The sequence below is a fragment of the Alysiella filiformis genome (assembly GCF_014054525.1).
In the GTDB taxonomy this organism is placed as follows: domain Bacteria; phylum Pseudomonadota; class Gammaproteobacteria; order Burkholderiales; family Neisseriaceae; genus Simonsiella; species Simonsiella filiformis.
On sequence record NZ_CP059564.1, the window covers coordinates 1,558,394 to 1,578,974 of the forward strand.

Sequence of the window (20,581 nt, forward strand, 5' to 3'; positions counted from 1 at the left end):
GCTGCCTGAAATTTTTTGTTTATTGCAAAGCCAATAAATCCAATTTTTTCATCAAAACTTGGTCGCTGTCCTCATCGGGGTTGCCTGATGTGAGCAGTTTGTCGCCATAAAAAATGGAATTTGCCCCTGCCATAAAGCACATCGCTTGCACCGATTCGGGCATATCGGTGCGTCCTGCGCTTAATCTGATGAAACTTTGCGGCATGGTAATTCGTGCCACGGCAATGGTTCGCACAAATTCTGTCCAATCCAAATCTTCGGCGTGTGCCAATGGTGTGCCTACGGTTTTGACCAACTGGTTAATTGGCACGCTTTCAGGCTGCGGACTGAGATTGGCAAGGCTGGCGATTAAACCTGCGCGTTCGGGGCGCGTTTCGTTCATGCCGACAATGCCGCCGCAACACACTTTCAGCCCTGCGTGGCGGACTTTGCCCAATGTGTCCATGCGGTCTTCATGGCGGCGTGTGTGTATGATGTCGTTGTAGCGGCTGGGGTCGGTGTCCAAATTGTGGTTGTAGTAATCCAAGCCTGCTTGTTTCAAATCTTCTGCCATGCCGTCTTGGAGCAACCCGAATGTGCCGCAAGTTTCCAAACCCAAATCTTTGACGGCTTTGATGATTTCGCTGACCAATTTCACATCGTCAGGCTTGGGACCGCGCCACGCTGCGCCCATGCAAAAACGGCTTGCACCGCGTTCTTTGGCAATTTTGGCTTTGGCGACCACTTCTTCTACGCTCAATAGGGCTTGTTTTTCCACGCCTGTGTGGTAGTGGGCGGATTGGGGGCAGTATTCGCAATCTTCGGGGCAACCACCTGTTTTAATAGACAATAATGTGGATAATTGGATTTTTTGTGGGTCAAAATGCTGGCGATGTACGCTGGCTGCCTGAAAAACGAGTTCCAAAAAAGGTTGATTGAACAATGCTTCCACTTGGCATTTGCGCCAATATTGGGCGGTGGGGTGTGGCTGCGTTTCAGGCAGGGCGCGGCGAAAAGCGATGGGGGATAAAGTTTGTATCATGATGATTTCTCCTTGATTTTATTGGAATAAAATTTGCCCAAAATACAACATCACAATGGCAAACAATGCCAAAATCACGCCCAAGTAATTTAATTTGTTCACTTTTTCGTGAAATGCCAATCCGCCCACCAAAGTACCCAACACAATCACGCCCATGTTCATGCCTGCAAACACCAGCGTGGGGCTGTCTTTAAACGCTTGGTGGGCTTTGATGTAAAACAGAATGTTCATGAAATTCAGGCAGCCCAGCAATGCGCCAGCGAGCAAATTGTTTTTGTGCCAAAGTGTGTTTTTGCTCAATAAATATGCAAACATCAACGCCCCCGCCAGCACAAACACCACCAACAGGCTGCCTGAAAATGCCGCGCCTTGCTTGGATAACTGTTTGAATAAAATATCAATCACACCATAACCCAACCACACGGCAAGCAACCATTTTGCTGCGCCTTGTTCGCTGGTGGCGGTGTTGTTTTGCGGTTTATGCAGCACCAACAGCAGCGCGAAAATCGCCAAAATCAAGCCCACCAAACGGTGCGGCAAAATGGTTTCGCCAAAAATCGTAAAAGCCGCCAACACGGGCAAAAACAGCGACAGGCGTTGCGCCGCGTCCGATTTGACAATGCCAGCCACCGCCACCGAACGCCCCATGGCAATAAAAATGGTCGGCAACAACACCCCCAAAGCCACAAACAGGGCAATTTGGCTGCCTGAAAAATTCAGGCTGCCCAGTTGCGTTTGCGGCTGCAAAAAGGCGATGGTTAAAATCGTGGCAATCACATAATTGCTCGCCACCATTTGTTCAATGGACAAACCGCGTTGCCGCGCCACTTTGAGCAATGCCGCCACCGACACGCTCGCCAAAATACTGCAAATCAAAAATAACATGGTTTCAATTTCCATAAAAATCAAAAAAATCAAATTTCTGCGCAATGTAGAACATTTGAGCCTACCGCCAATCGGTTGAGCAAACGCTTTATAGCGAAAAATACGCAAAATGGCAAACAAAAAACTGCCTGAAAAACCACAATCGGGCTTTTCAGGCAGCTTGAAACCTTTGCAAAACTCGGTTTGTAGGGGCAGATTTCATATCTGCCCCGTTTAGGTTCGCAGAAATTTTCATTCTTATAGTCAATTCAAAATAAAATAGTACAATACCCTAATTTTTAGGATTAAAAAATGGCACATTCAACAGAACTGCGAAATAAAGCATTAAGCTATTATGAACAATGCAAAAATATCAGTAAAGTCGCCCAAGCTTACCAAATATCCAGAAATACGCTTTACCTATGGATACGCTTGAAAGCGCAAACAGGCAGCTTAAATCATCAAGTAAAGGGGCAAAATGCCAATAAATTGAACAGCCAAAAATTGGCTGAACATATACAACAACACCCTGATGCTTATTTGCATGAAATAGCTGAACATTTTAATTGTTCAAAATCAGCCATTTTTTATGCACTCAAAAGAATGGGTATCACGCGTAAAAAAAGACCACCACATACAAAGAACAAGACCCAAATAAAGTAAAAGATTATTTAAATCAACTGGCTGAATTTTTTGACTATCAGCGTGTTTATTTGGATGAAACGGGATTTGATACTTACTTATTTCGTCCTTATGCGCGTAGCCCAAAGGGGCAGGTCATCAAAGCCCAAATCAGTGGTAAAAAGTACCAACGCTTATCGCTTGTTGCCGCACAAGTCGGCAACAAACTGATTGCCCCTATGATTTATCAAAACACAATGACCAGTGCTTTTTTTGAAACATGGTTTGAGCAATGTTTATTGCCTATTTTAAATAAAAAATCTGTCATTATTTTGGATAATGCACGATTTCATCGTATGGGTATTTTGCGTGAAATGGCGCACAAATGGGGGCATAAAATCTTGCCGCTTGCACCTTATTCACCAGAGCTTAATCCCATAGAACGGACATGGGCAAACATCAAGAGATATATGCGAGCCATTTTACCTAGTGGAAGGCATTTTACTGATACGTTAGTGTCCTATTCTTATTTTAACTGAATATACATAAATTGAAAAGAGGCGGATATGAAATCCGCCTCTACATCAGTTTAAAAGTAGGTTTTGCAAAGGTTTCAGCTTGGCAATTGTGTTCAAGAACTTTGCGACACGCAACCCAGCGTAACCGCTTTCAGGCGTTCATTGAAATTGGCTTCCAACTTCATGCTTTGTTTGCTGACCAAATCGGGGTTGCCGCCTAATTGTTTGCTGGCTTGTTGGGCTTCAATTTCGGTGGCAAAGGGTTCAGGCTGCGCGTTGCTGCTTTCTGGCACATTGGCATAATACACGGTTTGGCTGGCAGGCGGATTTTGTGCCAAAGCCGATTTGATTTTGCTGAAATCTTCTTGCACCACCACATAGGGCGTTTGCCAGCCGCGCATTTCGTTGCTGTTGCTGTCGCCAATTTCAATATTGACCGCCAAGGCTTGCAAAGGCATACCGTGATAAGTGGCATTTTGCAAAGGCAAAATGTAGTGCATATCGTACCAGCCATCTGCCGAATCCAAACGCACCGTCATGCCATTCAAATTGGCTTGATACGGTTGCGGCAAGGCTGGCTGAAAACGTTTGGCATCTTCGCTCACGCAGGCTTTGTCTATTGTGCCGTGGGCGTCTTGGCAACGGGCAAAGGGAAAATCCAATTTCATCGCCAAATGATTGATGTCGGAATTGGGGCGGCACATGGTGTCCACCAAAGCCGTCCAATCGGTGGCGTGGTCGGAAATTTGGGTGCTGGGCAAAGGTTCGTGTTCGGTAGAATGGCTGCCGTTGGCGTGGTTGGCGTTCAGGCTGCCTGAATCGCGCGCGCTGACAAAATAAGCACTTGCCACCGCCACACCGCAAACAAAAGAAACCGCACTGGCAATCAAAATATTTTTGTGTGGTAACATGGGTTTATCCTTTATTTTAAATCTGCCACACATTGTTTATCACGCGCTGTGAAAGCCGCCTCGCCACCAAGCAAAGCCAACTGCTCGGCGGTGCTGATTTTGGCAAACGATTGAATTTGCTTGTCGCTCAATTTTTGCAAGGGCGCGTCCCACATGCACACGCAATATTGGGCGACCAATTTGCCTTCGGGGTCTTGCAAGCCACGCGCGGTCAAATCGTTTTGCCATTTTTGGGCAAACGGCACGTTTTTGATACAGCTTTCCACAATGGCGGCTTTGGCTTTGGGTTTGCTCATGCCGCATTGCGCCAAAAAGAAAAATCCCACAAACAACAAAGCAATCACGCGCAACCAAATGATGAGTGTGCGGCGTTTTTTCGCTTTGAGTGCCAACTGGGCTTCGTTTTCGGCATTCAGGCTGCCTGAAACCGATTGTGTGGCGTTTTCAGGCAGGTTTTCGTCATTTTTTTTGTCAAAATCAACCATGTAAACTTTCCATGCGAATCATTGTTACAGGGGCTGATACACAATCTTGCGCTTCAATGGCGGCAATGGCGGTTTTCACATTTTTTTCAATGGTGTGGTGGGTCAAAATCACGATTTCGGCTTGATTGTTGTCCAACACCGCTTTTTGGATTAGGGCTTCAATGGAAACGCCCTCGTTTGCCAACAAAGTGGCAATTTTGCCCAACACGCCCGCTTCATCGGCAGCCTGAACGCGCAAATAATAGCTGCTGCTGATGTTGTCCATGCTCACAAAATTTTGCGCTTTCACTTGGCTGGGTTGGAACGCCAAATGCGGCACACGGTTTTGCGATGGCGCATTCATCAATCGGGCAATGTCCATCAAATCGGCAACCACCGCGCTGGCAGTGGGCAACGCGCCAGCACCTGCACCATAATACAGCGTTTCGCCCACCATATTGGCGTTGATGCGAACGGCATTCATCACACCATTCACATTTGCCAACAGGCGACTTTCGGGGATTAAAGTGGGGTGAACGCGCAATTCAATGCCTTTTTCCGTTTTGCGCGTGATGCCCAATAATTTGACGCGATAGCCCAATTCTTCGGCATATTTGATGTCGCGGCTGTCTAATTGGCTGATGCCTTCCAAATAGCACGCGCCAAAATTCACAGGCGTACCAAATGCCAAAGCACTCATAATCGTGATTTTGTGTCCAGCGTCATGACCTTCAATGTCAAAAGTGGGGTCGGCTTCGGCATAGCCCAAGCGTTGCGCTTCTGCCAATACATCTTTGAATGCGCTGCCTTTTTCGCGCATTTCACTTAAAATGAAATTGCTGGTGCCGTTGATGATGCCTGCCACCGATTGAATTTGGTTTGCCGCCAAACCCTCGCGCAAGGCTTTAATCACAGGAATGCCGCCTGCCACCGCCGCTTCAAAATGCACCATCACATTGTTTTTTTCAGCCAGCGCGAAAATGTCGTTGCCGTATTCAGCCAGCAGTTTTTTGTTGGCGGTAACAATGTGTTTGCCGCATTCAATGGCTTTCAATACCGCATCTTTGGCAAGCGTGGTGCCGCCAAACAATTCCAAAACCACATCAACATCATCGCGTTGCACCAATGTCAAAGGGTCGGTTTCCCATGCGGCTTGGGGGCAGAGTTGTTGTACGCGCTCTTGGCTGCGTGAGCAAACCGCGCTGATGCGGATTTCGCAACCCAAACGGCGTGTCATTTCTTGTGTGTTATCGCGCAATAATTCGGCAACGCCACGCCCCACAGTACCCAATCCCAATAAACCTATGTTGATGGTTCGCATTTTGTTTCCTTCAAAAATCAACTGAAAAATAGGGCTAATGCTAACCGATTTTGCGCCCATTTGCCATGTTTTTGATGTGGCTTTCAGGCAGCTTAACGTTTTAAAGCCAGCACCAACACGCCTGCGCCAATCAAAACAATGCCCAACCACTCTTGTCCACTGGGGCGTTCGCCCAAAAACAGCACGGCAAACAGCGTAACCAACACCACGCTGAATTTGTCTATGGGCGCAACTTGCGATGCGTTGCCCAGTTGCAGGGCTTTGAAATACGCCAACCATGACGCACCCGTTGCCAAGCCCGATAAAATCAAAAACAGCCAATTTCTGCCCGATAAACTGCCCAAACTTTGCCATTTGTGGGTGTAGCTCAAAAACAGTGCCAATGCGCCAATGATGACCACCGTGCGAATGAATGTGGCAAAATCGGAATCAATGCCTTGTAAACCCATTTTGGCAAAAATGGCGGTGAGTGCCGCAAAAATCGCCGATGCCAATGCCCAATATAACCATGCTTGTGCCATAATCTTGTCTTTCATAAGGGTATGGTGAATGAAATTAACGCGAGTTCGGGGTAAAAGTGATTGATAAATTTAAGTAACTTTGCGCCCTCTCCCTTTGGGGGAGTGTTCAATAAACCCTCTCTCCGACTCTCTCCCACAGGGAGAGAGAGTGGGTTTGTTGGCAAATTGACAGTGGCTTGTCCCGAGTTCACGTTAAGGGTATGTGTTGATGTGTTCAGGCTGCCTGAATGTGTGTCAGCCCTTGCAAAATCGCTTTGCGCCACCATTTTACCTTTGAATAAACTTATTTTTCAAAATTGGAACAAGCCAACCATGAATTTAACCCATCACTTTTTAATTGCCACGCCCAATTTGGCAGACAGCCTGTTTTCAGGCAGCGTGGTTTATGTTTGTGAACACAATGAAAATGGTGCAATGGGCATCATCATCAACAAACCTTCGCCCATTGGCATGGAGGTGGTTTTTGCGTCCAGCGGCAACCGCATTCCCGAGCGTTTTATTGACCATTTTGTGATGATGGGCGGGCCCGTGCAGGTGGACAGGGGTTTTGTGGTGCATACCCCCATTGGTAATTGGCAAAGCACGTTGAGCATTACCGATGACACCGCCATCAGCACATCACGCGATGTGATTGAGAGCTTGGCAAAAGACGAACGCATCAACAAAGCCATTTTAAGCATAGGCTATTCAAGCTGGACAAAAGGGCAACTGGAACGCGAAATTGCCGAAAACGCATGGCTGGTTGCCCCTGCCGATTCGCACATCTTGTTTGATACCCCCATTGAAGAAAAACACGGTGCAGCCTTATCCAAATTGGGCATCAATGCCGTGAATTTGATGAACGGAGTGGGCTATGCCTGATTTGTCGCGTCCGCAAGGTTGCGCTTTGGCGTTTGATTTTGGCGAAACGCGCATAGGCGTGGCGCAAGGCAGCACCGAAGTGAACATTGCCCACCCCATCGCCACCGTTACAGGCAGCAGCAACGATGAAAAATTCGCTGCCATTGCCAAATTGATACGCGAATGGCAACCGCATTTTTTGGTGGTGGGCATACCCACCCACGCCGATGGCAGCGAACACGACATGACGCGCTTGGCAAAAACCTTTGGGCATAGGCTCAATGGGCGTTTCAGGCTGCCTGTTTATTGGGTGGATGAGCGTTTTTCATCGGTTTATGCCGAAGAGTTGTTGCGCCAATCGCAAGTGTTTGGTAAAAAACAAAAAGCCGTGCTGGACCAAGTTGCCGCCCAAGCCATTTTGCAAACCTGTTTTGATGGCGGCATTTTGGGCGTGTTTGAGGGTTAGAAAACCAATGTGCCACCCCCACCTTACCCCGCCAGCGAGGTAGGGGACAGATTGCAGACAACCTTTTCAAGTTTTGTCGTGTACTTTCGGCAGCCTGAAAAATTTTGATTTGTGAAATTTGTTAAAATGCAGCTTTTGCATTTGATTATTTGTTTTTTGGAGCGAGAAATATGTCTCAATACGTTTATTCCATGTTGCGCGTGAGCAAAGTTGTGCCACCGCAAAAAACCATCATCAAAGACATTTCCCTGTCGTTTTTCCCTGGTGCGAAGATTGGCTTGCTGGGTTTGAACGGCGCAGGCAAATCCACCGTACTCCGCATCATGGCGGGTGTGGACAAGGAATTTGAAGGCGAAGCCATTCCAATGAGCGGTTTGAAAATCGGCTATTTGCCGCAAGAGCCAGAACTTGACCCCGAAAAAACCGTGCGCGAAGAAGTGGAAAGCGGTTTGGGCGAAGTGGTTGCCGCGCAAAAGCGTTTGGAAGAAGTCTATGCCGCCTATGCCGAGCCTGACGCGGATTTTGACGCGCTGGCAGAAGAACAAGCGCGTTTGGAAGCGATTATTGCCGCAGGTTCGTCCAGTAGCGGTGGCGCGGAGCATGAGTTGGAAATCGCGGCAGACGCATTAAGGCTGCCTGAATGGGACGCGAAAATCGCCCATTTGTCGGGTGGCGAAAAACGCCGTGTGGCATTGTGCAAATTGCTGTTGTCCAAGCCCGATATGTTGCTGCTGGACGAACCGACCAACCATTTGGACGCGGAATCCGTTGAATGGCTGGAACAATTCTTGGTGCGTTTCCCGGGTACGGTGGTGGCGGTAACGCACGACCGCTATTTCTTGGACAATGCGGCAGAATGGATTTTGGAGCTTGACCGTGGACACGGCATTCCTTGGAAAGGCAATTATTCGTCTTGGTTGGAACAAAAAGAGCAGCGTTTGGCAAACGAAGCCAAATCCGAAGCCGCGCGAATTAAAGCGATGAAACAAGAGCTGGAATGGGTGCGCCAAAACGCCAAAGGTCGCCAAGCCAAATCCAAAGCGCGTTTGGCGCGTTTTGAAGAAATGTCCAATTACGAATACCAAAAACGCAATGAAACGCAGGAAATTTTCATTCCTGTGGCAGAGCGTTTGGGCAATGAAGTGATTGAATTTGTGAATGTTTCCAAATCGTTTGGCGACCGCGTTTTGATTGATGATTTGAGTTTCAAAATCCCAGCAGGTGCGATTGTGGGCGTGATTGGTGCGAACGGTGCAGGTAAATCCACGCTGTTCAAGCTGATTTCGGGCAAAGAGCAGCCTGATTCGGGTGAAGTGAAAATCGGTCAAACCGTCAAATTGTCTTTGATTGACCAAAGCCGCGAAGGTTTGGGCAACGACAAAACCGTGTTTGATGAGATTGCCGAAGGGCGCGACATTTTGCAAGTGGGGCAATTTGAGTTGCCTGCGCGTGCGTATTTGGGGCGGTTTAACTTCAAAGGCAGCGACCAAAGTAAAATCGTGGGCAATTTGTCGGGCGGTGAGCGCGGACGTTTGCATTTGGCGAAAACGCTGATTGCAGGCGGCAATGTGTTGCTGCTGGACGAACCGTCTAACGATTTGGACGTGGAAACTTTGCGCGCTTTGGAAGACGCTTTGCTGGAATTTGCAGGCAGCGTGATGGTCATTTCGCACGACCGTTGGTTCTTGGACAGAATCGCCACGCACATTTTGGCGTGTGAGGGCGATTCCAAATGGGTGTTTTTTGACGGCAACTATCAGGAATATGAAGCGGACAAAAAACGCCGTTTGGGCGAAGAAGGTGCGAAACCGAAACGGATTAAGTATAAGCCTGTAACACGTTGATTTTGTGGTATTTAGGCAGCCTGAAAATGCGAAAATGGCGTTTCAGGCTGCCTGAAATTTGTCTCCAACAAAAAAGGAAATCAAGATGAACAGTTTATTTGATTGGCAACAATGGGGCGAGGAAGTCGCACACATCATCAGCACCACCGCACACATTGTGGGTTTTTTGGGCATGATGTGTGTGGTGTTGGCGTTTTGGCTGGTGGTCAGCGAAAAATGGAAACCGACTTCTTTGTCATACAATTTACTCAATGGCGGTGGGGCGATTTTGTTGATTTTGAGCTTGTGTGTGCATTTCAATTTGGGTTCGTTTGTGATTGAAGTGTTTTGGATTGCGATTGCAGGCATGGGCATTATCAAAAATCTGAAAGCCAAAAAATCGCAAAAGAATGATTTGCCGTAAAATCAGATCCAATATCATCAAAAAGCTGCCTGAAAAATGATTTTCAGGCAGCTTTGTTTGTCTTAATTAGAGGGCTGGTCTATTGGCAAATTGACAGTTACTTATCCCGAATTCACGTTAATCAAACCATTGTTTTAACGTTTCTTTGGCTTTTTGGGTGTGTTCATCTTTGATGTGTGCGGCAATCAAGGCGATGGCTGCGGCAAGTGCGCCCAAATCATCGGTATAGCCCAAAATTGGCGTTAAGTCGGGAATGGCATCAATGGGGGAAATCAAATATGCCAATGCGCCATAAGCGGTTGTTTTTGCCCACATTGGTACATCGGGGTCTTGGGTTGCATAGTAGAGTTTTAAGGCAGGTTGCAACACGCTTTCGCCCATGTCTTTGGCGTAACGTTTGACTTTATCCCAAAAACCTTGTTCGGTGTATTCTGTATTTGGTTCAGACATCCGTATCCCTTTCTATTTTTGATTGGCTATACCTAAAAGAGCGGCACAAAAACAACCAAAGCCAAGAACAAGAGCAGCCAAAACAGGGTTCTCCTTTGCGATGGTTGAAATTGCCGATGGAATTTCTTTCATTGGGTCAAGATTATCTTTCATTGGGTCAAAATTATTCATAATACATTTCCTTTAAGTGATTTAAAGTGGTGAACTGCTGATTTTATTGCTATTGCATTGCGGACAAGAACGTGGTGGGTCGGAGCGAAGTTGGCTTGTCCACTGATGTTTGCAATCCAAACATTTTGCACGATATTTTAATTGTGGCATAAATTCTCCTTGTAAATCAAAAGCTGTCTGTTAAAAATGTAACCTATGAGTTACAATTATCGTACACTTTGTTTTTTAAAATGTCAATTATAGTGCGTGAACTGATAAAGAGTGAACTTATAAAGCGTTATATCATAAAGGTTTATCATTTAGGATTTGCCTTTTTGTAGGCAAGGAAAATGCAACAAGACCCATTAAAATCATTTGGTTTGCGTTTGGTTCAACTTCGTAAGAGCAAGGGGCTTTCGCAAGAAAAATTGGCATTGGAAAGCGGCATTGCCCGAAGTTATTTGAGTGGCGTGGAGCGTGGTCAGCGCAATATTGCGTTACTGAATATTCATAAATTGGCAGATACATTGGGCATTCCAGCGTCAAGTTTATTGGAATTGCCTGATGATTGAATGTTCAGGCTGCCTGAAAAAAGGTAAAATGCACGCCAATTTTCCCTTTTTTTCGTTTTCAGGCAGCCTGAAAACCCTACAGAAAGCAAAATCATGAAAAAACAACGTGTTCTCACAGGCGTAACCACCACAGGCATACCGCATTTGGGCAATTATGTGGGGGCGATTCGCCCAGCCATTCGCGCCGCCGCGCAAGACAATGTGGAAAGCTACCTGTTTTTGGCAAATTACCACGGCATCATCAAATGCCACGAACCCGAGCAGATTCATCAATCCACACAGGCGGTTGCCGCCACTTGGTTGGCTTGCGGTTTGGATACGGAGCGCACCACCTTTTATCGCCAGTCGGACATTCCCGAAATTTTGGAATTGAACTGGATTTTGACCTGCATCACAGGCAAAGGCTTGATGAACCGCGCCCACGCCTACAAAGCCGCCGTAGATAAAAATCTTGCCGAAAACCAAGACCCTGATTTTGAAATAGAAATGGGCTTATACAGCTACCCCATTTTGATGACCGCCGACATCATCATGTTCAATGCCCACACCGTACCCGTGGGGCGCGACCAAATCCAACACGTTGAAATGGCGCGTGATATTGCCCAGCGTTTCAATCATCGTTTTGGTAAAAACATTTTCACTTTGCCCGAAGTGCAAATTGATGAAAACGTTGAATTATTGGTGGGATTGGACGGGCGCAAAATGTCCAAATCCTATGGCAACACGATTGAGTTGTTTCTCACGCCCAAGCAACGCCAAAAAGCGGTAAACAAAATTGTGACCAATTTAAAAGAACCCAATGTGCCAAAATTCAAAGGCGAAAGCGCGATTTTTGAAATTTATCAAGCCTTTGCCACGCCAGATGAATATGCCGAATTTGAAAAACAGCTCAACGAAGGCTTGGCTTGGGGCGAGGCGAAAAAGCTGCTTGCCGCCAAAATTGGCGAAGAATTGGACGATAAAACCGATGCTTATCACGATTTGATTGCCAATCCCAAACGCATTGAAGACATTTTACAGGCAGGCGCAGCCAAAGCGCGTGTTCAAGCGCGTGAATTGCTGGTAGAAGTGAAAGACGCGGTTGGCATTCGCACTTTGGCATAAAATTTGCTTGTTTTCAGGCAGCCTGAAATATTTGAAATGCCGCGAACTTGTCCCCTCCCCCGTCCCCAACGGGGGAGGGCTAGGGTGGGGGAAATGCTTGAAGTAACAAAAAATGGTATCGCCCCACGAACCACCCCCACCCTAACCCTCCCCCGCGAGCGGGAGAGGGAATCAAGTTAGAGGCAGCCTGAAAAAAATTCCCCCATAAAATATTTGATTTTTGATTGGAAAAAATCATGACCCAAAGCACCCCATCCCCCCAAATCATCGACATCACACCACACGATTTGCCCCTGCATTGCGCTGGCGCAGACAACGAAACGTGGAACGGACACCCACGCGTGTTTTTGCCGATTCAATCCAACAGCCAAATTGAATGCCCCTATTGCGGCGCGGTGTACCGTTTGCACGGCGAGGCGAAAGCGCATTGATGTTTCAGGCTGCCTTTTCCCAACTTTAAAATTGATTGAAAAAAACAATAATCATGGCACACCCCCAAGTTACCCAAATTGACCGCCCCAAACTCACTTTACCCAATGGCGCAGACAAATTGCTGTTGCATTCATGCTGTGCGCCTTGCTCGGGCGAAGTGATGGAAGCCTTGCTGGCAAGCGGCATTGACTACACCATTTATTTTTACAATCCCAATATTCATCCGCTCAAAGAATACGAAATTCGCAAAAACGAAAACATCAAATTTGCCGAACAACACGGCGTGCCATTCATTGACGCAGACTATGATGTGGACAACTGGTTTGAACGCGCCAAAGGCATGGAATACGAACCCGAACGCGGCATTCGTTGCACCATGTGTTTTGATATGCGCTTTGAACGCACGGCTTTGTATGCCTACGAAAATGGCTTTCCCGTCATCAGCAGCAGCTTGGGCATTTCACGCTGGAAAGACATGAACCAAATCAACGGTTGCGGACACAACGCCGCCGCCAAATACGATGGCGTAACCTATTGGGATTACAACTGGCGCAAAGGTGGCGGTTCATCGCGCATGATTGAAATCAGCAAACGCGAGCATTTTTATCAACAAGAATATTGCGGTTGCGTGTATTCTTTGCGCGATACGAATGCGTGGCGCAGAGCGCGCGGTCGCGAACCCATTAAATTGGGTGTGAAATATTATGGCGATGATGAAGAATGATTTTTCAGGCAGCCTGAAAACCCATTTTGATGTTGCTACAAACCCACTCCCTCCCCCTATGTAAGGGGGAGGGGACAAATGGCAGACAGCCAAACAATTTTTGTCTCGTACTGTCATGATTGATGAAAAAATTGAAGGAAAACCCATGTCCACCGAAAACCAAGAACCCTTACCCAGTTTAACCCGCTTTGAACAATACGTTGAACAAAAAGATTACGAAGCTGCCTGCAATGAATTGCTGTCCATTTTAACCAAAATTGACAGTCAATTTGGCATGATTCAAAACATTGAATTTCAATATCCCCAGCAATTCAATGCCAATTTGGAACAGGAATACTATGTGTATTTCTGTACGCGCATGGCAAACGCCATTACCCAATTATTTACCGACCCCGCTTTGAACATTTCGGATGTGGGTACGCAGCGTTTCTTGACTTTACAACGCTGGCTGGCATTGATTTTCGCCACTTCACCCTTTATCAATGCCGACCACATTTTGCTCACCTACAACCGCCACCCCAATCCCAGCAACCCCTATTTGGATTACGAGCTGGCAAACAACCCTGCGGTGTGGGCAAAATTCGCCATTTTGTATTTGCCCGAATCCAATATCAGCATTCAATTTGACGCTTTGTACCAAATCGCGCCCAAATTGGCAGGTTCGTTGGCATTTGCTTTGCAATCGCCGCGTTTCATTGGCACGCCCAATGCGTTTAACAAACGCGCCGAGATTTTGCAATGGTTTCCCCAGCGTTTGGCAGAATTTGAAAATTTGGACGGCTTGCCAAGCGGCATTTCCCACGATGTGTACATGCATTGCAGCTACGACACCGCGCCCAATAAACACGATGTGAAAAAATCGCTCAATCAAGTGATTCGCCGTCATTTGTTGGCTTTGGGCTGGCAAGACCGCGATGTTTCACAAATCGGCTACAAAAATGGCAAACCCGTGATGGTGGTGTTGTTGGAGCATTTTCACGCATCGCATTCCATTTATCGCACGCATTCCACGTCCATGATTGCGGCAAAAGAACATTTTTATTTAATCGGCTTGGGCGGCAATGCGGTGGACGCGGCAGGCAGAGCCGTGTTTGACGAATTTCACGTTTTGGACGGCAAAAGCCTGTATGAAAAAGTGGAAGCCTTGCGTGAAGTTTGCGAAACCCATCAGGCAGCCATTTTCTATATGCCCAGCATTGGCATGGATTTAACCCCCATTTTTGCCAGCAACACGCGCCTTGCACCCATTCAAGCCATCGCTTTGGGACACCCCGCCACCACGCATTCCGATTTCATTGAATATGTGATTGTGGAAGACGATTATGTGGGCAGCGAAGATTGTTTCAGCGAAACCCTGTTGCGTTTGCCCAAAGACGCGCTGCCTTATGTGCCATCGGCGTCTGTACCGCAAAACATTGAATACAAATTGCGTGAAAACCCCGAAGTCGTTCACATTGGCGTGGCTGCCACCACGATGAAGTTGAATCCCTATTTCTTGCAAGCGTGTCAGGCGATTCGCGACCGCGCCAAAGTGAAAGTGCATTTTCATTTTGCTTTGGGGCAGTCTAGTGGCATCACGCACCCTTATGTTACGCGCTTTATCAAATCGTATTTGGGGTCAGATGCCACCGCGCACCCCCATCAAGCCTACGACCGCTATTTGAATGTGTTGCACAACTGCGATATGCTTATCAATCCTTTCCCATTTGGCAACACCAACGGGATTATTGATATGGTTACTTTGGGCTTGGTGGGCGTGTGCAAAACGGGTGCAGAAGTGCATGAACACATTGACGAAGGCTTGTTCAAACGTTTGGGGCTGCCTGAATGGTTGATTACGCAAACGGTAGATGAATATGTGGCATGTGCCATTCGTTTGGCAGAAAACCACGAAGAGCGTTTGGCATTGCGCCGCCACATCATTGAAAACAATGGCTTGCAAACTTTATTTACAGGCGACCCCAGTCCGATGGGGCAGGTGCTGTTGGCAAAATTGCAAGAGTGGGGCGCGGCAAATGGCGTGAAAATTGGGGCATGATGGTCTTTGGGTTTTCAGGCAGCCTGAAAACCCAATCCATACACGGTTTTACCCAAATTCGCTGTGATTGTGCCGATTTTGCGGTACAATGTGCGCGTCATTTTGACGCTTTTTCAACCTTTTCAACAAGGACAAACACATGGGATTATTCAGCTTTATTAAAGACGCAGGCGAAAAACTGTTTGGTTCAGACGACCCGCTTGAAATCCAAAACAAAATTCAAGAATACGTTGCCAAACAAAACTTGGGCATCAATATGTTTACCGCCATTTACGACACCGCCAGCGAAACCGTTACTTTGCGTGGCTATGCCCCCAATCAAGAGGCGATTGAAAAAGCGGTTTTGGCGGCAGGCAATGTGCATGGTGTATCCAAAGTGGATAACCACATGAAATTGCAAGAAGAAGTGGCAGCCGCAGCAGCACAAGAAGCCGCAACGGTTTATCACGATGTGGTGGCAGGCGACACGCTCTCTGCCATTGCCAAAAAATATTATGGCGATGCCAATCAGTATCCCAAAATTTTTGAAGCCAACAAACCCATGTTGAGCCACCCCGATAAAATTTATGTGGGTCAAAAATTGCGCATTCCTCAATAATGATTGATGAGTTGATGTGATTCAGGCAGCCTGAAAAATGATTTTCAGGCTGCCTGAATATTGAGAACCCGTATTCACAATCTCAATAGCTTGCTTTTATCGCCACTTTATGCGCCTACTGCGTTGGCTTTTCACGCCAATATGTTCAATATTGGCATGAAAATCCGCCTTGTATTCGCAATAATTGACCATAAAATCAAGCCATTCATCTTATGAATACAGGTTCTGATATTTATTTGCCCAATGCGCTTAACACATCGTTTTTCACGGCATCAACGCTTTGTGTGCCGTTGATTTTGTGGTATTTGGGGGCGTTGTCGCCTTGCAAATTGCCGTAAAAACCAATCAAAACTTCGGTTTGTTCGTGGTACACATTCAGGCGTTTTTTCACGGTTTCGGCTTTGTCATCATCGCGTTGGATTAAGTCTTCGCCTGTAATATCGTCTTTGCCGTCCACTTTGGGCGGATTGTGTTTGATGTGGTAAGTGCGACCCGAAGCCAAATGCACACGGCGACCGTCCATGCGTTCCACAATGGTTTCATCGGGCACGTCAATTTCCACCACCGCGTCCAACAACACACCAGCGTCTTGCATGGCTTGGGCTTGCGCCAAAGTGCGCGGAAAACCGTCAAACAAAAAACCGTTGGCACAATCGGCTTGGGCAATGCGCTCTTGCACCATGCCGATGATGATGTCATCGCGTACCAAACCGCCTTCGTCCATGATTTTTTTGGCTTCCAAGCCCAAAGGTGTGCCAGCCTTGATTGCCGCGCGGAGCATATCGCCTGTGGAAATTTGTGGAATATTAAAGGCTTGGGTAATGAATTGCGCTTGTGTGCCTTTGCCAGCACCTGGTGCGCCCAGCAACAATACTTTCATTTTGTGTTCCTTGTAGAGGGTTTGTTGAAGTGAGAACCTGTTTCACATCATGATGGTCATCAGCCTCTGCTGATTTTCAGGCAGCCGTAGGGGCTAATGATAATTCGTTTCGCGATTGTTTTTTCATCAAAATCGCCAACTTCTGCGTCAAAAATACGCGCCAATGGGTGGCATTGACTCGCATTTTTTCCTTGAATGTGACAGCGAAGCGGTGTTTGCCTGAAAAACCAACTTCGCGCCCAAATTGTCATTAGCCCCTACGGCAAAGCTGCCTGAACGACATTATATTTATTTTTTCGGTGCAGGCGCATTACCTTTGGCAGCACCTTTTTCAATTTTCACGATTTTCATATCAAAAATCAAAACCGAATTGGCAGGGATTTTGGGGCTGTTTTGCGGACCATAAGCCAAATGCGTGGGAATGTAGAGCGTGTATTCGCCACCTTCTTTCATCAGTTGCAAGCCTTCTGTCCAGCCTTTAATCACGCTGTTGCCCGTTAAAGGCACGGCAAAGGGCTGACCACCGTGTTGAGCGGTGCTGTCAAATTCGGTGCCGTCAATCAATTTGCCCGTGTATTCTACCAAAACGCCATCGCCCATGGTGGCGGTTTCGCCCGTGCCTTCTTTGTTCACTTTGTATTGCAAGCCTGAGGCGGTGGTTTTGATGCCGTCTTTGGTTTTGTTTTCAGCCAAGAATTTTTCGCCTGCTTTCAGCGTTTCGGCGGCTTTGGCTTGATTCGCTTCCATTTGGGCTTTCATTTCTTCCGATTTTTTCTTCGCGTTGGCTTCTAAAATCTTTTGAAATTCTTCCACCGCTTTTTGTTTTTGTTCGGGCGACAAGGCGGAAGGTTTGTCGGTTAATTGGTCTTCAACCGCGCGGGTAAAGGCTTTGATGTCCACATCTACGCCACCCTCTTTTTTCATCAGCGCCAATTCGCGACCCATGTTTTCGCCAAAAATATAGCTCATTTGTTGCACATTGCTTTCCAAACCTTTGGGCAAGGCAGCACCTGACGCGGCTTGGGCGGCGGTTGCGCCAGAAGCGGCGGTGGGCGTACCCACATTTTGGTTGCACGCGCTCAATGCCACAGCCGTTGCCAACGCGATAAGGCTTAATTGAATCGGTTTCATATTCACAAAATTCCCTTTAAACTCTGGTTAAAAAAACGGCATTATAACGTGTTTTCAGGCAGCCCATTCACGATATAATGCGATTTTTCAATCTTTTTGAATTGCCTAAACCATGTTTACCGAAACCCTAGACGAAACTTTTGACGAAGCGCAACGCAGCCTGAAAACCGTACGCGATGTGATTCGCTTTGCCACAAGCCAATTCAATCACCACCAGTTGCACTTTGGGCATGGCAGCGACAACGCCTACGATGAAGCCGTGTATTTGATTTTGCACACGCTCAAATTGCCAGCCGATGCGCTTGACCATTTTTTTGATGCCACCGTGTTGCCCAGCGAAAAAGAGCATGTGCTGCATTTAATCCAACGCCGCGTGCAAGAGCGCATTCCCGTTGCCTATTTAAGCAACCACGCCAAACAAGGCGACTTTGATTTTTATGTGGACGAGCGTGTGATTGTGCCACGCTCCTTCATCTACGAACTGTTGGGCGAACCCTTGCGCCCATGGATTGAACACGATGAATTGATACACACCGCTTTGGATTTGTGTACAGGCAGCGCAACTTTGGCGATTCAAATGGCGCACCACTATCCCGATGCCCAAATTGACGCGGTGGACATCAGCCTAGACGCACTGGAAGTTGCCAGCGTCAATGTGGAAGACTACGGCTTGGAAGAGCGCATTAGCCTGATTCACACCGACCTATTTGAAGGCTTGGACGACAAAACCTACGACCTCATCGTTTCCAATCCACCCTATGTGGACGCAGAAAGTGTCGCAAACCTGCCGCCCGAATACTTGCACGAACCCGAACTCGCACTCGGTAGCGGCGAAGACGGCTTGGAGGCAACACGCGAAATTTTGCTGCGTGCCGCCAAACACCTTAATCCCAAAGGCGTATTGCTGGTGGAAATCGGACACAACCGCGAAGTGCTGGAACGCGCCTACCCCGAATTGCCCTTTGTGTGGCTGGAAACAAGTGGCGGAGACGGTTTCGTGTTCCTGCTCACGCGCGAGCAATTATTGGGCATTGCCTAAATAGGGTCATAGAACAAGTGTAGGGTGCAACTTGTTGCACCAAATCCATGTTTTATCAGGAAAATGGTGCAACAAGTTGCACCCTACATGGTGTCCCATTTTATATTGGGTTTACCGTATTTTCAGGCAGCCTGAAAAGTTTTTTTGAGCCACAAACCGTTCAGCGTTCATGTATTTGGCTTACTTTTTTAAAAAGTAAGTCGCCGAAGGCAAAACCTTTTGGGTGCAGACGTGGCGTTGCGCCGCCACACCCACGCTTTAAAATGCAGGCACGCCAAAAGGGGCAGCCTGAAACACCACTTCATTGGAAAAAATCATGCAAATTTATCTGGTAGGCGGAGCCGTCCGCGACCAACTGCTTGGCTTGCCCATCAAAGACCGCGATTGGGTGGTGGTGGGCGCAGACCCCGAAACCATGCAACAACAAGGCTTTCAAGCCGTGGGCAAAGATTTTCCCGTGTTTTTGCACCCACAAAGCCACGAAGAATACGCCCTAGCCCGCACCGAACGCAAAACAGGCAAAGGCTACACCGCCTTTGCCGTTCATGCCGACAAAAACGTTACGCTGGAACAAGACCTGATGCGCCGCGACTTGACCATCAACGCCATGGCACAAGACGAACACGGTAACATCATTGACCCTTTTGGCGGACAAACCGATTTGCAAAACAAAATCTTGCGCCACGTTTCCCCCGCCTTTGCCGAAGACCCCGTGCGGATTTTGCGTATCGCCCGATTTGCCGCGCGATACGGCTTTGAGGTGGCAAGCGAAACCATGCAGCTCATGCGCCAAATGGTTCAGGCAGGCGAGGCAGACGCGCTGGTTGCCGAGCGCGTGTGGCAAGAATTTGCCAAAGGTTTGATGGAACGCAATCCACGCCGCATGATTGAAATTTTGCGAGAATGCGGCGCATTGCGCGTCTTGTTGCCCGAAGTGGACGCGCTGTTTGGCGTACCCCAACGTGCTGATTATCACCCCGAAATTTGTTCAGGCGAACACACCTTGCTGGTGTTGCAATGCGCTGCCGATTTGGGTTTGAGCCTGCCTGAACGCTATGCCGCGCTGTTGCACGATTTGGGCAAAGCCCTTACGCCAGCCGATATTTTGCCGCAACACATCGGACACGATTGGCGTGGCATTGAACCCGTACGCCAAGTCAATGCCCGTTGGCGCGTACCCAAACATTGCGCGGAATTGGCAGAATTGGTGTGCGAATACCACATCATGTTTCATCAGGTTTTGCAAATCAAAAAGCCCAGCAAAATCCTGAAATTGCTCAAAAACGTGGACGCATTGCGCCGCCCAGAACGCTTTCAAGCAGCCTTAAACGTGTGTGTGGCAGACATGCAAGGGCGTTTGGGACGCGAAAATGCAGCCTATCCGCAACGCGATTATTTGTTGGCGATGTTGGCGGCGGCACAGTCGGTGCAAACCTCAGCCATTGCCAAACAATTTGCGGATAAACCCAAAGTCATTGCCGAGCAAATTGATTTGGCGCGTACCCAAGCCATTGCCCAAGCCATGAAAAACCGCAGCGCGGATATTTAGGCAGCCTTTGCGGTGTGCAACAAAATCAAAATTTTTGCCTTTGGCGACTAAAAGTGATTGATAAGTTGAAGTCATTTTACCCCCTCTCCCTTTGGGAGAGGGTTGGGGAGAGGGAAAGCT

Annotated in this window: 24 protein-coding genes; 13 read left to right on the top strand and 11 right to left on the bottom strand. The window is 47.7% G+C overall.

Annotation, left to right across the window (positions count from 1 at the left end; genetic code table 11):
- Positions 1 to 19: 19 nt before the first annotated feature.
- Positions 20 to 1,021, bottom strand: a complete 1,002-nt coding sequence (gene bioB, locus H3L97_RS07735; protein ID WP_097114297.1) for a biotin synthase BioB — start codon at positions 1,019 to 1,021, stop codon at positions 20 to 22.
- Between the two features lie 18 nt (positions 1,022 to 1,039).
- Positions 1,040 to 1,906: a hypothetical protein gene (locus H3L97_RS07740; RefSeq protein WP_097114377.1), complete on the bottom strand. Its 867-nt coding sequence runs from the start codon at positions 1,904 to 1,906 to the stop codon at positions 1,040 to 1,042.
- Between the two features lie 291 nt (positions 1,907 to 2,197).
- On the opposite strand from H3L97_RS07740, the gene H3L97_RS07745 reads away from it, so the two are divergent.
- Positions 2,198 to 3,045, top strand: a protein-coding gene (locus tag H3L97_RS07745; protein WP_182073065.1) for an IS630 family transposase whose coding sequence is annotated in 2 segments (ribosomal slippage) — positions 2,198 to 2,513 and positions 2,513 to 3,045 — 849 coding nt in all. Because the reading frame shifts where the segments join, the coding sequence is not laid out codon by codon here.
- Positions 3,046 to 3,137: 92 nt separating this feature from the next.
- Here H3L97_RS07745 and H3L97_RS07750 read toward each other — a convergent pair.
- The 4 genes from H3L97_RS07750 to H3L97_RS07765 form a co-directional block, all read right to left on the bottom strand.
- Entirely contained in the window at positions 3,138 to 3,935 is a 798-nt protein-coding gene (locus tag H3L97_RS07750) for a hypothetical protein (RefSeq protein ID WP_097114781.1), read from the bottom strand.
- Positions 3,936 to 3,946: 11 nt separating this feature from the next.
- Positions 3,947 to 4,420 carry a hypothetical protein gene (locus tag H3L97_RS07755; protein ID WP_224446370.1) on the bottom strand — a complete coding sequence of 158 codons (474 nt, stop codon included), beginning with the start codon at positions 4,418 to 4,420 and terminating at the stop codon, positions 3,947 to 3,949.
- Complete coding sequence (locus H3L97_RS07760; protein ID WP_097114787.1) at positions 4,413 to 5,720, bottom strand: homoserine dehydrogenase; 1,308 nt, start codon at positions 5,718 to 5,720, stop codon at positions 4,413 to 4,415. Before H3L97_RS07760 ends, H3L97_RS07755 begins: the two co-directional genes overlap by 8 nt.
- Before the next feature lie 92 nt (positions 5,721 to 5,812).
- The gene (locus H3L97_RS07765) at positions 5,813 to 6,241 is read right to left on the bottom strand and encodes an EamA family transporter (RefSeq protein WP_097114780.1); all 429 of its coding nucleotides are present in this window, start codon (positions 6,239 to 6,241) and stop codon (positions 5,813 to 5,815) included.
- A 312-nt stretch (positions 6,242 to 6,553) separates the two neighbouring features.
- On the opposite strand from H3L97_RS07765, the gene H3L97_RS07770 reads away from it, so the two are divergent.
- The 4 genes from H3L97_RS07770 to H3L97_RS07785 all read left to right on the top strand — a co-directional run bounded on the left by H3L97_RS07770 (position 6,554) and on the right by H3L97_RS07785 (position 9,794).
- On the top strand, positions 6,554 to 7,102 hold the full coding sequence (locus H3L97_RS07770) for a YqgE/AlgH family protein (RefSeq protein WP_097114786.1): 549 nt from the start codon (positions 6,554 to 6,556) through the stop codon (positions 7,100 to 7,102).
- Positions 7,095 to 7,547, top strand: a complete 453-nt coding sequence (gene ruvX / locus H3L97_RS07775; protein WP_097114779.1) for a Holliday junction resolvase RuvX — start codon at positions 7,095 to 7,097, stop codon at positions 7,545 to 7,547. Before H3L97_RS07770 ends, ruvX begins: the two co-directional genes overlap by 8 nt.
- A gap of 170 nt (positions 7,548 to 7,717) precedes the next feature.
- The gene (gene ettA, locus H3L97_RS07780; protein ID WP_097114778.1) at positions 7,718 to 9,391 is read left to right on the top strand and encodes an energy-dependent translational throttle protein EttA; all 1,674 of its coding nucleotides are present in this window, start codon (positions 7,718 to 7,720) and stop codon (positions 9,389 to 9,391) included.
- 85 nt (positions 9,392 to 9,476) lie between these two features.
- Complete coding sequence (locus H3L97_RS07785; RefSeq protein WP_097114777.1) at positions 9,477 to 9,794, top strand: CBU_0592 family membrane protein; 318 nt, start codon at positions 9,477 to 9,479, stop codon at positions 9,792 to 9,794.
- Positions 9,795 to 9,911: 117 nt separating this feature from the next.
- Here the strand turns inward: H3L97_RS07785 and H3L97_RS07790 are convergent, their stop codons facing one another.
- Genes H3L97_RS07790 through H3L97_RS12060 form a run of 3 tightly spaced genes read right to left on the bottom strand, consistent with a single transcriptional unit; the run spans position 9,912 to position 10,565 of the window.
- Positions 9,912 to 10,244 carry a YkvA family protein gene (locus H3L97_RS07790; RefSeq protein WP_097114776.1) on the bottom strand — a complete coding sequence of 111 codons (333 nt, stop codon included), beginning with the start codon at positions 10,242 to 10,244 and terminating at the stop codon, positions 9,912 to 9,914.
- Between the two features lie 12 nt (positions 10,245 to 10,256).
- On the bottom strand, positions 10,257 to 10,415 hold the full coding sequence (locus tag H3L97_RS07795) for a hypothetical protein (protein WP_179655870.1): 159 nt from the start codon (positions 10,413 to 10,415) through the stop codon (positions 10,257 to 10,259).
- A gap of 21 nt (positions 10,416 to 10,436) precedes the next feature.
- Complete coding sequence (locus H3L97_RS12060; RefSeq protein WP_257011021.1) at positions 10,437 to 10,565, bottom strand: hypothetical protein; 129 nt, start codon at positions 10,563 to 10,565, stop codon at positions 10,437 to 10,439.
- Between the two features lie 179 nt (positions 10,566 to 10,744).
- On the opposite strand from H3L97_RS12060, the gene H3L97_RS07800 reads away from it, so the two are divergent.
- The 6 genes from H3L97_RS07800 (at position 10,745) to lysM (ending at position 15,862) form a co-directional block, all read left to right on the top strand.
- Positions 10,745 to 10,966, top strand: coding sequence for a helix-turn-helix domain-containing protein (locus H3L97_RS07800; protein WP_097114775.1), 222 nt, complete (start codon positions 10,745 to 10,747; stop codon positions 10,964 to 10,966).
- 93 nt (positions 10,967 to 11,059) lie between these two features.
- A complete protein-coding gene (gene trpS, locus H3L97_RS07805) occupies positions 11,060 to 12,070 on the top strand; it encodes a tryptophan--tRNA ligase (protein ID WP_097114774.1) in 1,011 nt (336 codons plus the stop codon).
- A 236-nt stretch (positions 12,071 to 12,306) separates the two neighbouring features.
- Complete coding sequence (locus H3L97_RS07810) at positions 12,307 to 12,501, top strand: zinc-finger domain-containing protein (protein ID WP_097114773.1); 195 nt, start codon at positions 12,307 to 12,309, stop codon at positions 12,499 to 12,501.
- Between the two features lie 53 nt (positions 12,502 to 12,554).
- Positions 12,555 to 13,226, top strand: a complete 672-nt coding sequence (locus H3L97_RS07815) for an epoxyqueuosine reductase QueH (RefSeq protein WP_179655869.1) — start codon at positions 12,555 to 12,557, stop codon at positions 13,224 to 13,226.
- 145 nt (positions 13,227 to 13,371) lie between these two features.
- On the top strand, positions 13,372 to 15,264 hold the full coding sequence (locus tag H3L97_RS07820) for a UDP-glucose:protein N-beta-glucosyltransferase (RefSeq protein ID WP_097114784.1): 1,893 nt from the start codon (positions 13,372 to 13,374) through the stop codon (positions 15,262 to 15,264).
- Positions 15,265 to 15,403: 139 nt separating this feature from the next.
- Positions 15,404 to 15,862 (top strand): peptidoglycan-binding protein LysM, encoded by a 459-nt coding sequence (gene lysM / locus H3L97_RS07825; RefSeq protein ID WP_097114772.1) that lies wholly within the window; start codon positions 15,404 to 15,406, stop codon positions 15,860 to 15,862.
- Between the two features lie 232 nt (positions 15,863 to 16,094).
- Here lysM and adk read toward each other — a convergent pair whose 3' ends face one another.
- Both adk and bamJ read right to left on the bottom strand, forming a co-directional pair.
- Complete coding sequence (adk, locus tag H3L97_RS07830; protein WP_097114771.1) at positions 16,095 to 16,742, bottom strand: adenylate kinase; 648 nt, start codon at positions 16,740 to 16,742, stop codon at positions 16,095 to 16,097.
- 288 nt (positions 16,743 to 17,030) lie between these two features.
- Positions 17,031 to 17,873: a BamJ family beta-barrel-assembly machinery protein gene (gene bamJ / locus H3L97_RS07835; RefSeq protein WP_097114770.1), complete on the bottom strand. Its 843-nt coding sequence runs from the start codon at positions 17,871 to 17,873 to the stop codon at positions 17,031 to 17,033.
- Between the two features lie 112 nt (positions 17,874 to 17,985).
- On the opposite strand from bamJ, the gene prmB reads away from it, so the two are divergent.
- Both prmB and H3L97_RS07845 read left to right on the top strand, forming a co-directional pair.
- Positions 17,986 to 18,912, top strand: coding sequence for a 50S ribosomal protein L3 N(5)-glutamine methyltransferase (gene prmB / locus H3L97_RS07840; protein ID WP_097114769.1), 927 nt, complete (start codon positions 17,986 to 17,988; stop codon positions 18,910 to 18,912).
- Between the two features lie 316 nt (positions 18,913 to 19,228).
- On the top strand, positions 19,229 to 20,461 hold the full coding sequence (locus H3L97_RS07845) for a multifunctional CCA addition/repair protein (protein WP_097114768.1): 1,233 nt from the start codon (positions 19,229 to 19,231) through the stop codon (positions 20,459 to 20,461).
- Positions 20,462 to 20,581: the final 120 nt, after the last annotated feature.

What these genes read in the sequence shown, in the direction of transcription:
- bioB (WP_097114297.1), bottom strand. Translation starts at nt 1,021, where the DNA reads ATGATACAAACTTTATCCCCCATCGCTTTTCGCCGCGCCCTGCCTGAA.
- H3L97_RS07740 (WP_097114377.1), bottom strand. Translation starts at nt 1,906, where the DNA reads ATGTTATTTTTGATTTGCAGTATTTTGGCGAGCGTGTCGGTGGCGGCA.
- H3L97_RS07750 (WP_097114781.1), bottom strand. Translation starts at nt 3,935, where the DNA reads ATGTTACCACACAAAAATATTTTGATTGCCAGTGCGGTTTCTTTTGTT.
- H3L97_RS07755 (WP_224446370.1), bottom strand. Translation starts at nt 4,420, where the DNA reads ATGGTTGATTTTGACAAAAAAAATGACGAAAACCTGCCTGAAAACGCC.
- H3L97_RS07760 (WP_097114787.1), bottom strand. Translation starts at nt 5,720, where the DNA reads ATGCGAACCATCAACATAGGTTTATTGGGATTGGGTACTGTGGGGCGT.
- H3L97_RS07765 (WP_097114780.1), bottom strand. Translation starts at nt 6,241, where the DNA reads ATGGCACAAGCATGGTTATATTGGGCATTGGCATCGGCGATTTTTGCG.
- H3L97_RS07770 (WP_097114786.1), top strand. Translation starts at nt 6,554, where the DNA reads ATGAATTTAACCCATCACTTTTTAATTGCCACGCCCAATTTGGCAGAC.
- ruvX (WP_097114779.1), top strand. Translation starts at nt 7,095, where the DNA reads ATGCCTGATTTGTCGCGTCCGCAAGGTTGCGCTTTGGCGTTTGATTTT.
- ettA (WP_097114778.1), top strand. Translation starts at nt 7,718, where the DNA reads ATGTCTCAATACGTTTATTCCATGTTGCGCGTGAGCAAAGTTGTGCCA.
- H3L97_RS07785 (WP_097114777.1), top strand. Translation starts at nt 9,477, where the DNA reads ATGAACAGTTTATTTGATTGGCAACAATGGGGCGAGGAAGTCGCACAC.
- H3L97_RS07790 (WP_097114776.1), bottom strand. Translation starts at nt 10,244, where the DNA reads ATGTCTGAACCAAATACAGAATACACCGAACAAGGTTTTTGGGATAAA.
- H3L97_RS07795 (WP_179655870.1), bottom strand. Translation starts at nt 10,415, where the DNA reads ATGAATAATTTTGACCCAATGAAAGATAATCTTGACCCAATGAAAGAA.
- H3L97_RS12060 (WP_257011021.1), bottom strand. Translation starts at nt 10,565, where the DNA reads ATGCCACAATTAAAATATCGTGCAAAATGTTTGGATTGCAAACATCAG.
- H3L97_RS07800 (WP_097114775.1), top strand. Translation starts at nt 10,745, where the DNA reads ATGCAACAAGACCCATTAAAATCATTTGGTTTGCGTTTGGTTCAACTT.
- trpS (WP_097114774.1), top strand. Translation starts at nt 11,060, where the DNA reads ATGAAAAAACAACGTGTTCTCACAGGCGTAACCACCACAGGCATACCG.
- H3L97_RS07810 (WP_097114773.1), top strand. Translation starts at nt 12,307, where the DNA reads ATGACCCAAAGCACCCCATCCCCCCAAATCATCGACATCACACCACAC.
- H3L97_RS07815 (WP_179655869.1), top strand. Translation starts at nt 12,555, where the DNA reads ATGGCACACCCCCAAGTTACCCAAATTGACCGCCCCAAACTCACTTTA.
- H3L97_RS07820 (WP_097114784.1), top strand. Translation starts at nt 13,372, where the DNA reads ATGTCCACCGAAAACCAAGAACCCTTACCCAGTTTAACCCGCTTTGAA.
- lysM (WP_097114772.1), top strand. Translation starts at nt 15,404, where the DNA reads ATGGGATTATTCAGCTTTATTAAAGACGCAGGCGAAAAACTGTTTGGT.
- adk (WP_097114771.1), bottom strand. Translation starts at nt 16,742, where the DNA reads ATGAAAGTATTGTTGCTGGGCGCACCAGGTGCTGGCAAAGGCACACAA.
- bamJ (WP_097114770.1), bottom strand. Translation starts at nt 17,873, where the DNA reads ATGAAACCGATTCAATTAAGCCTTATCGCGTTGGCAACGGCTGTGGCA.
- prmB (WP_097114769.1), top strand. Translation starts at nt 17,986, where the DNA reads ATGTTTACCGAAACCCTAGACGAAACTTTTGACGAAGCGCAACGCAGC.
- H3L97_RS07845 (WP_097114768.1), top strand. Translation starts at nt 19,229, where the DNA reads ATGCAAATTTATCTGGTAGGCGGAGCCGTCCGCGACCAACTGCTTGGC.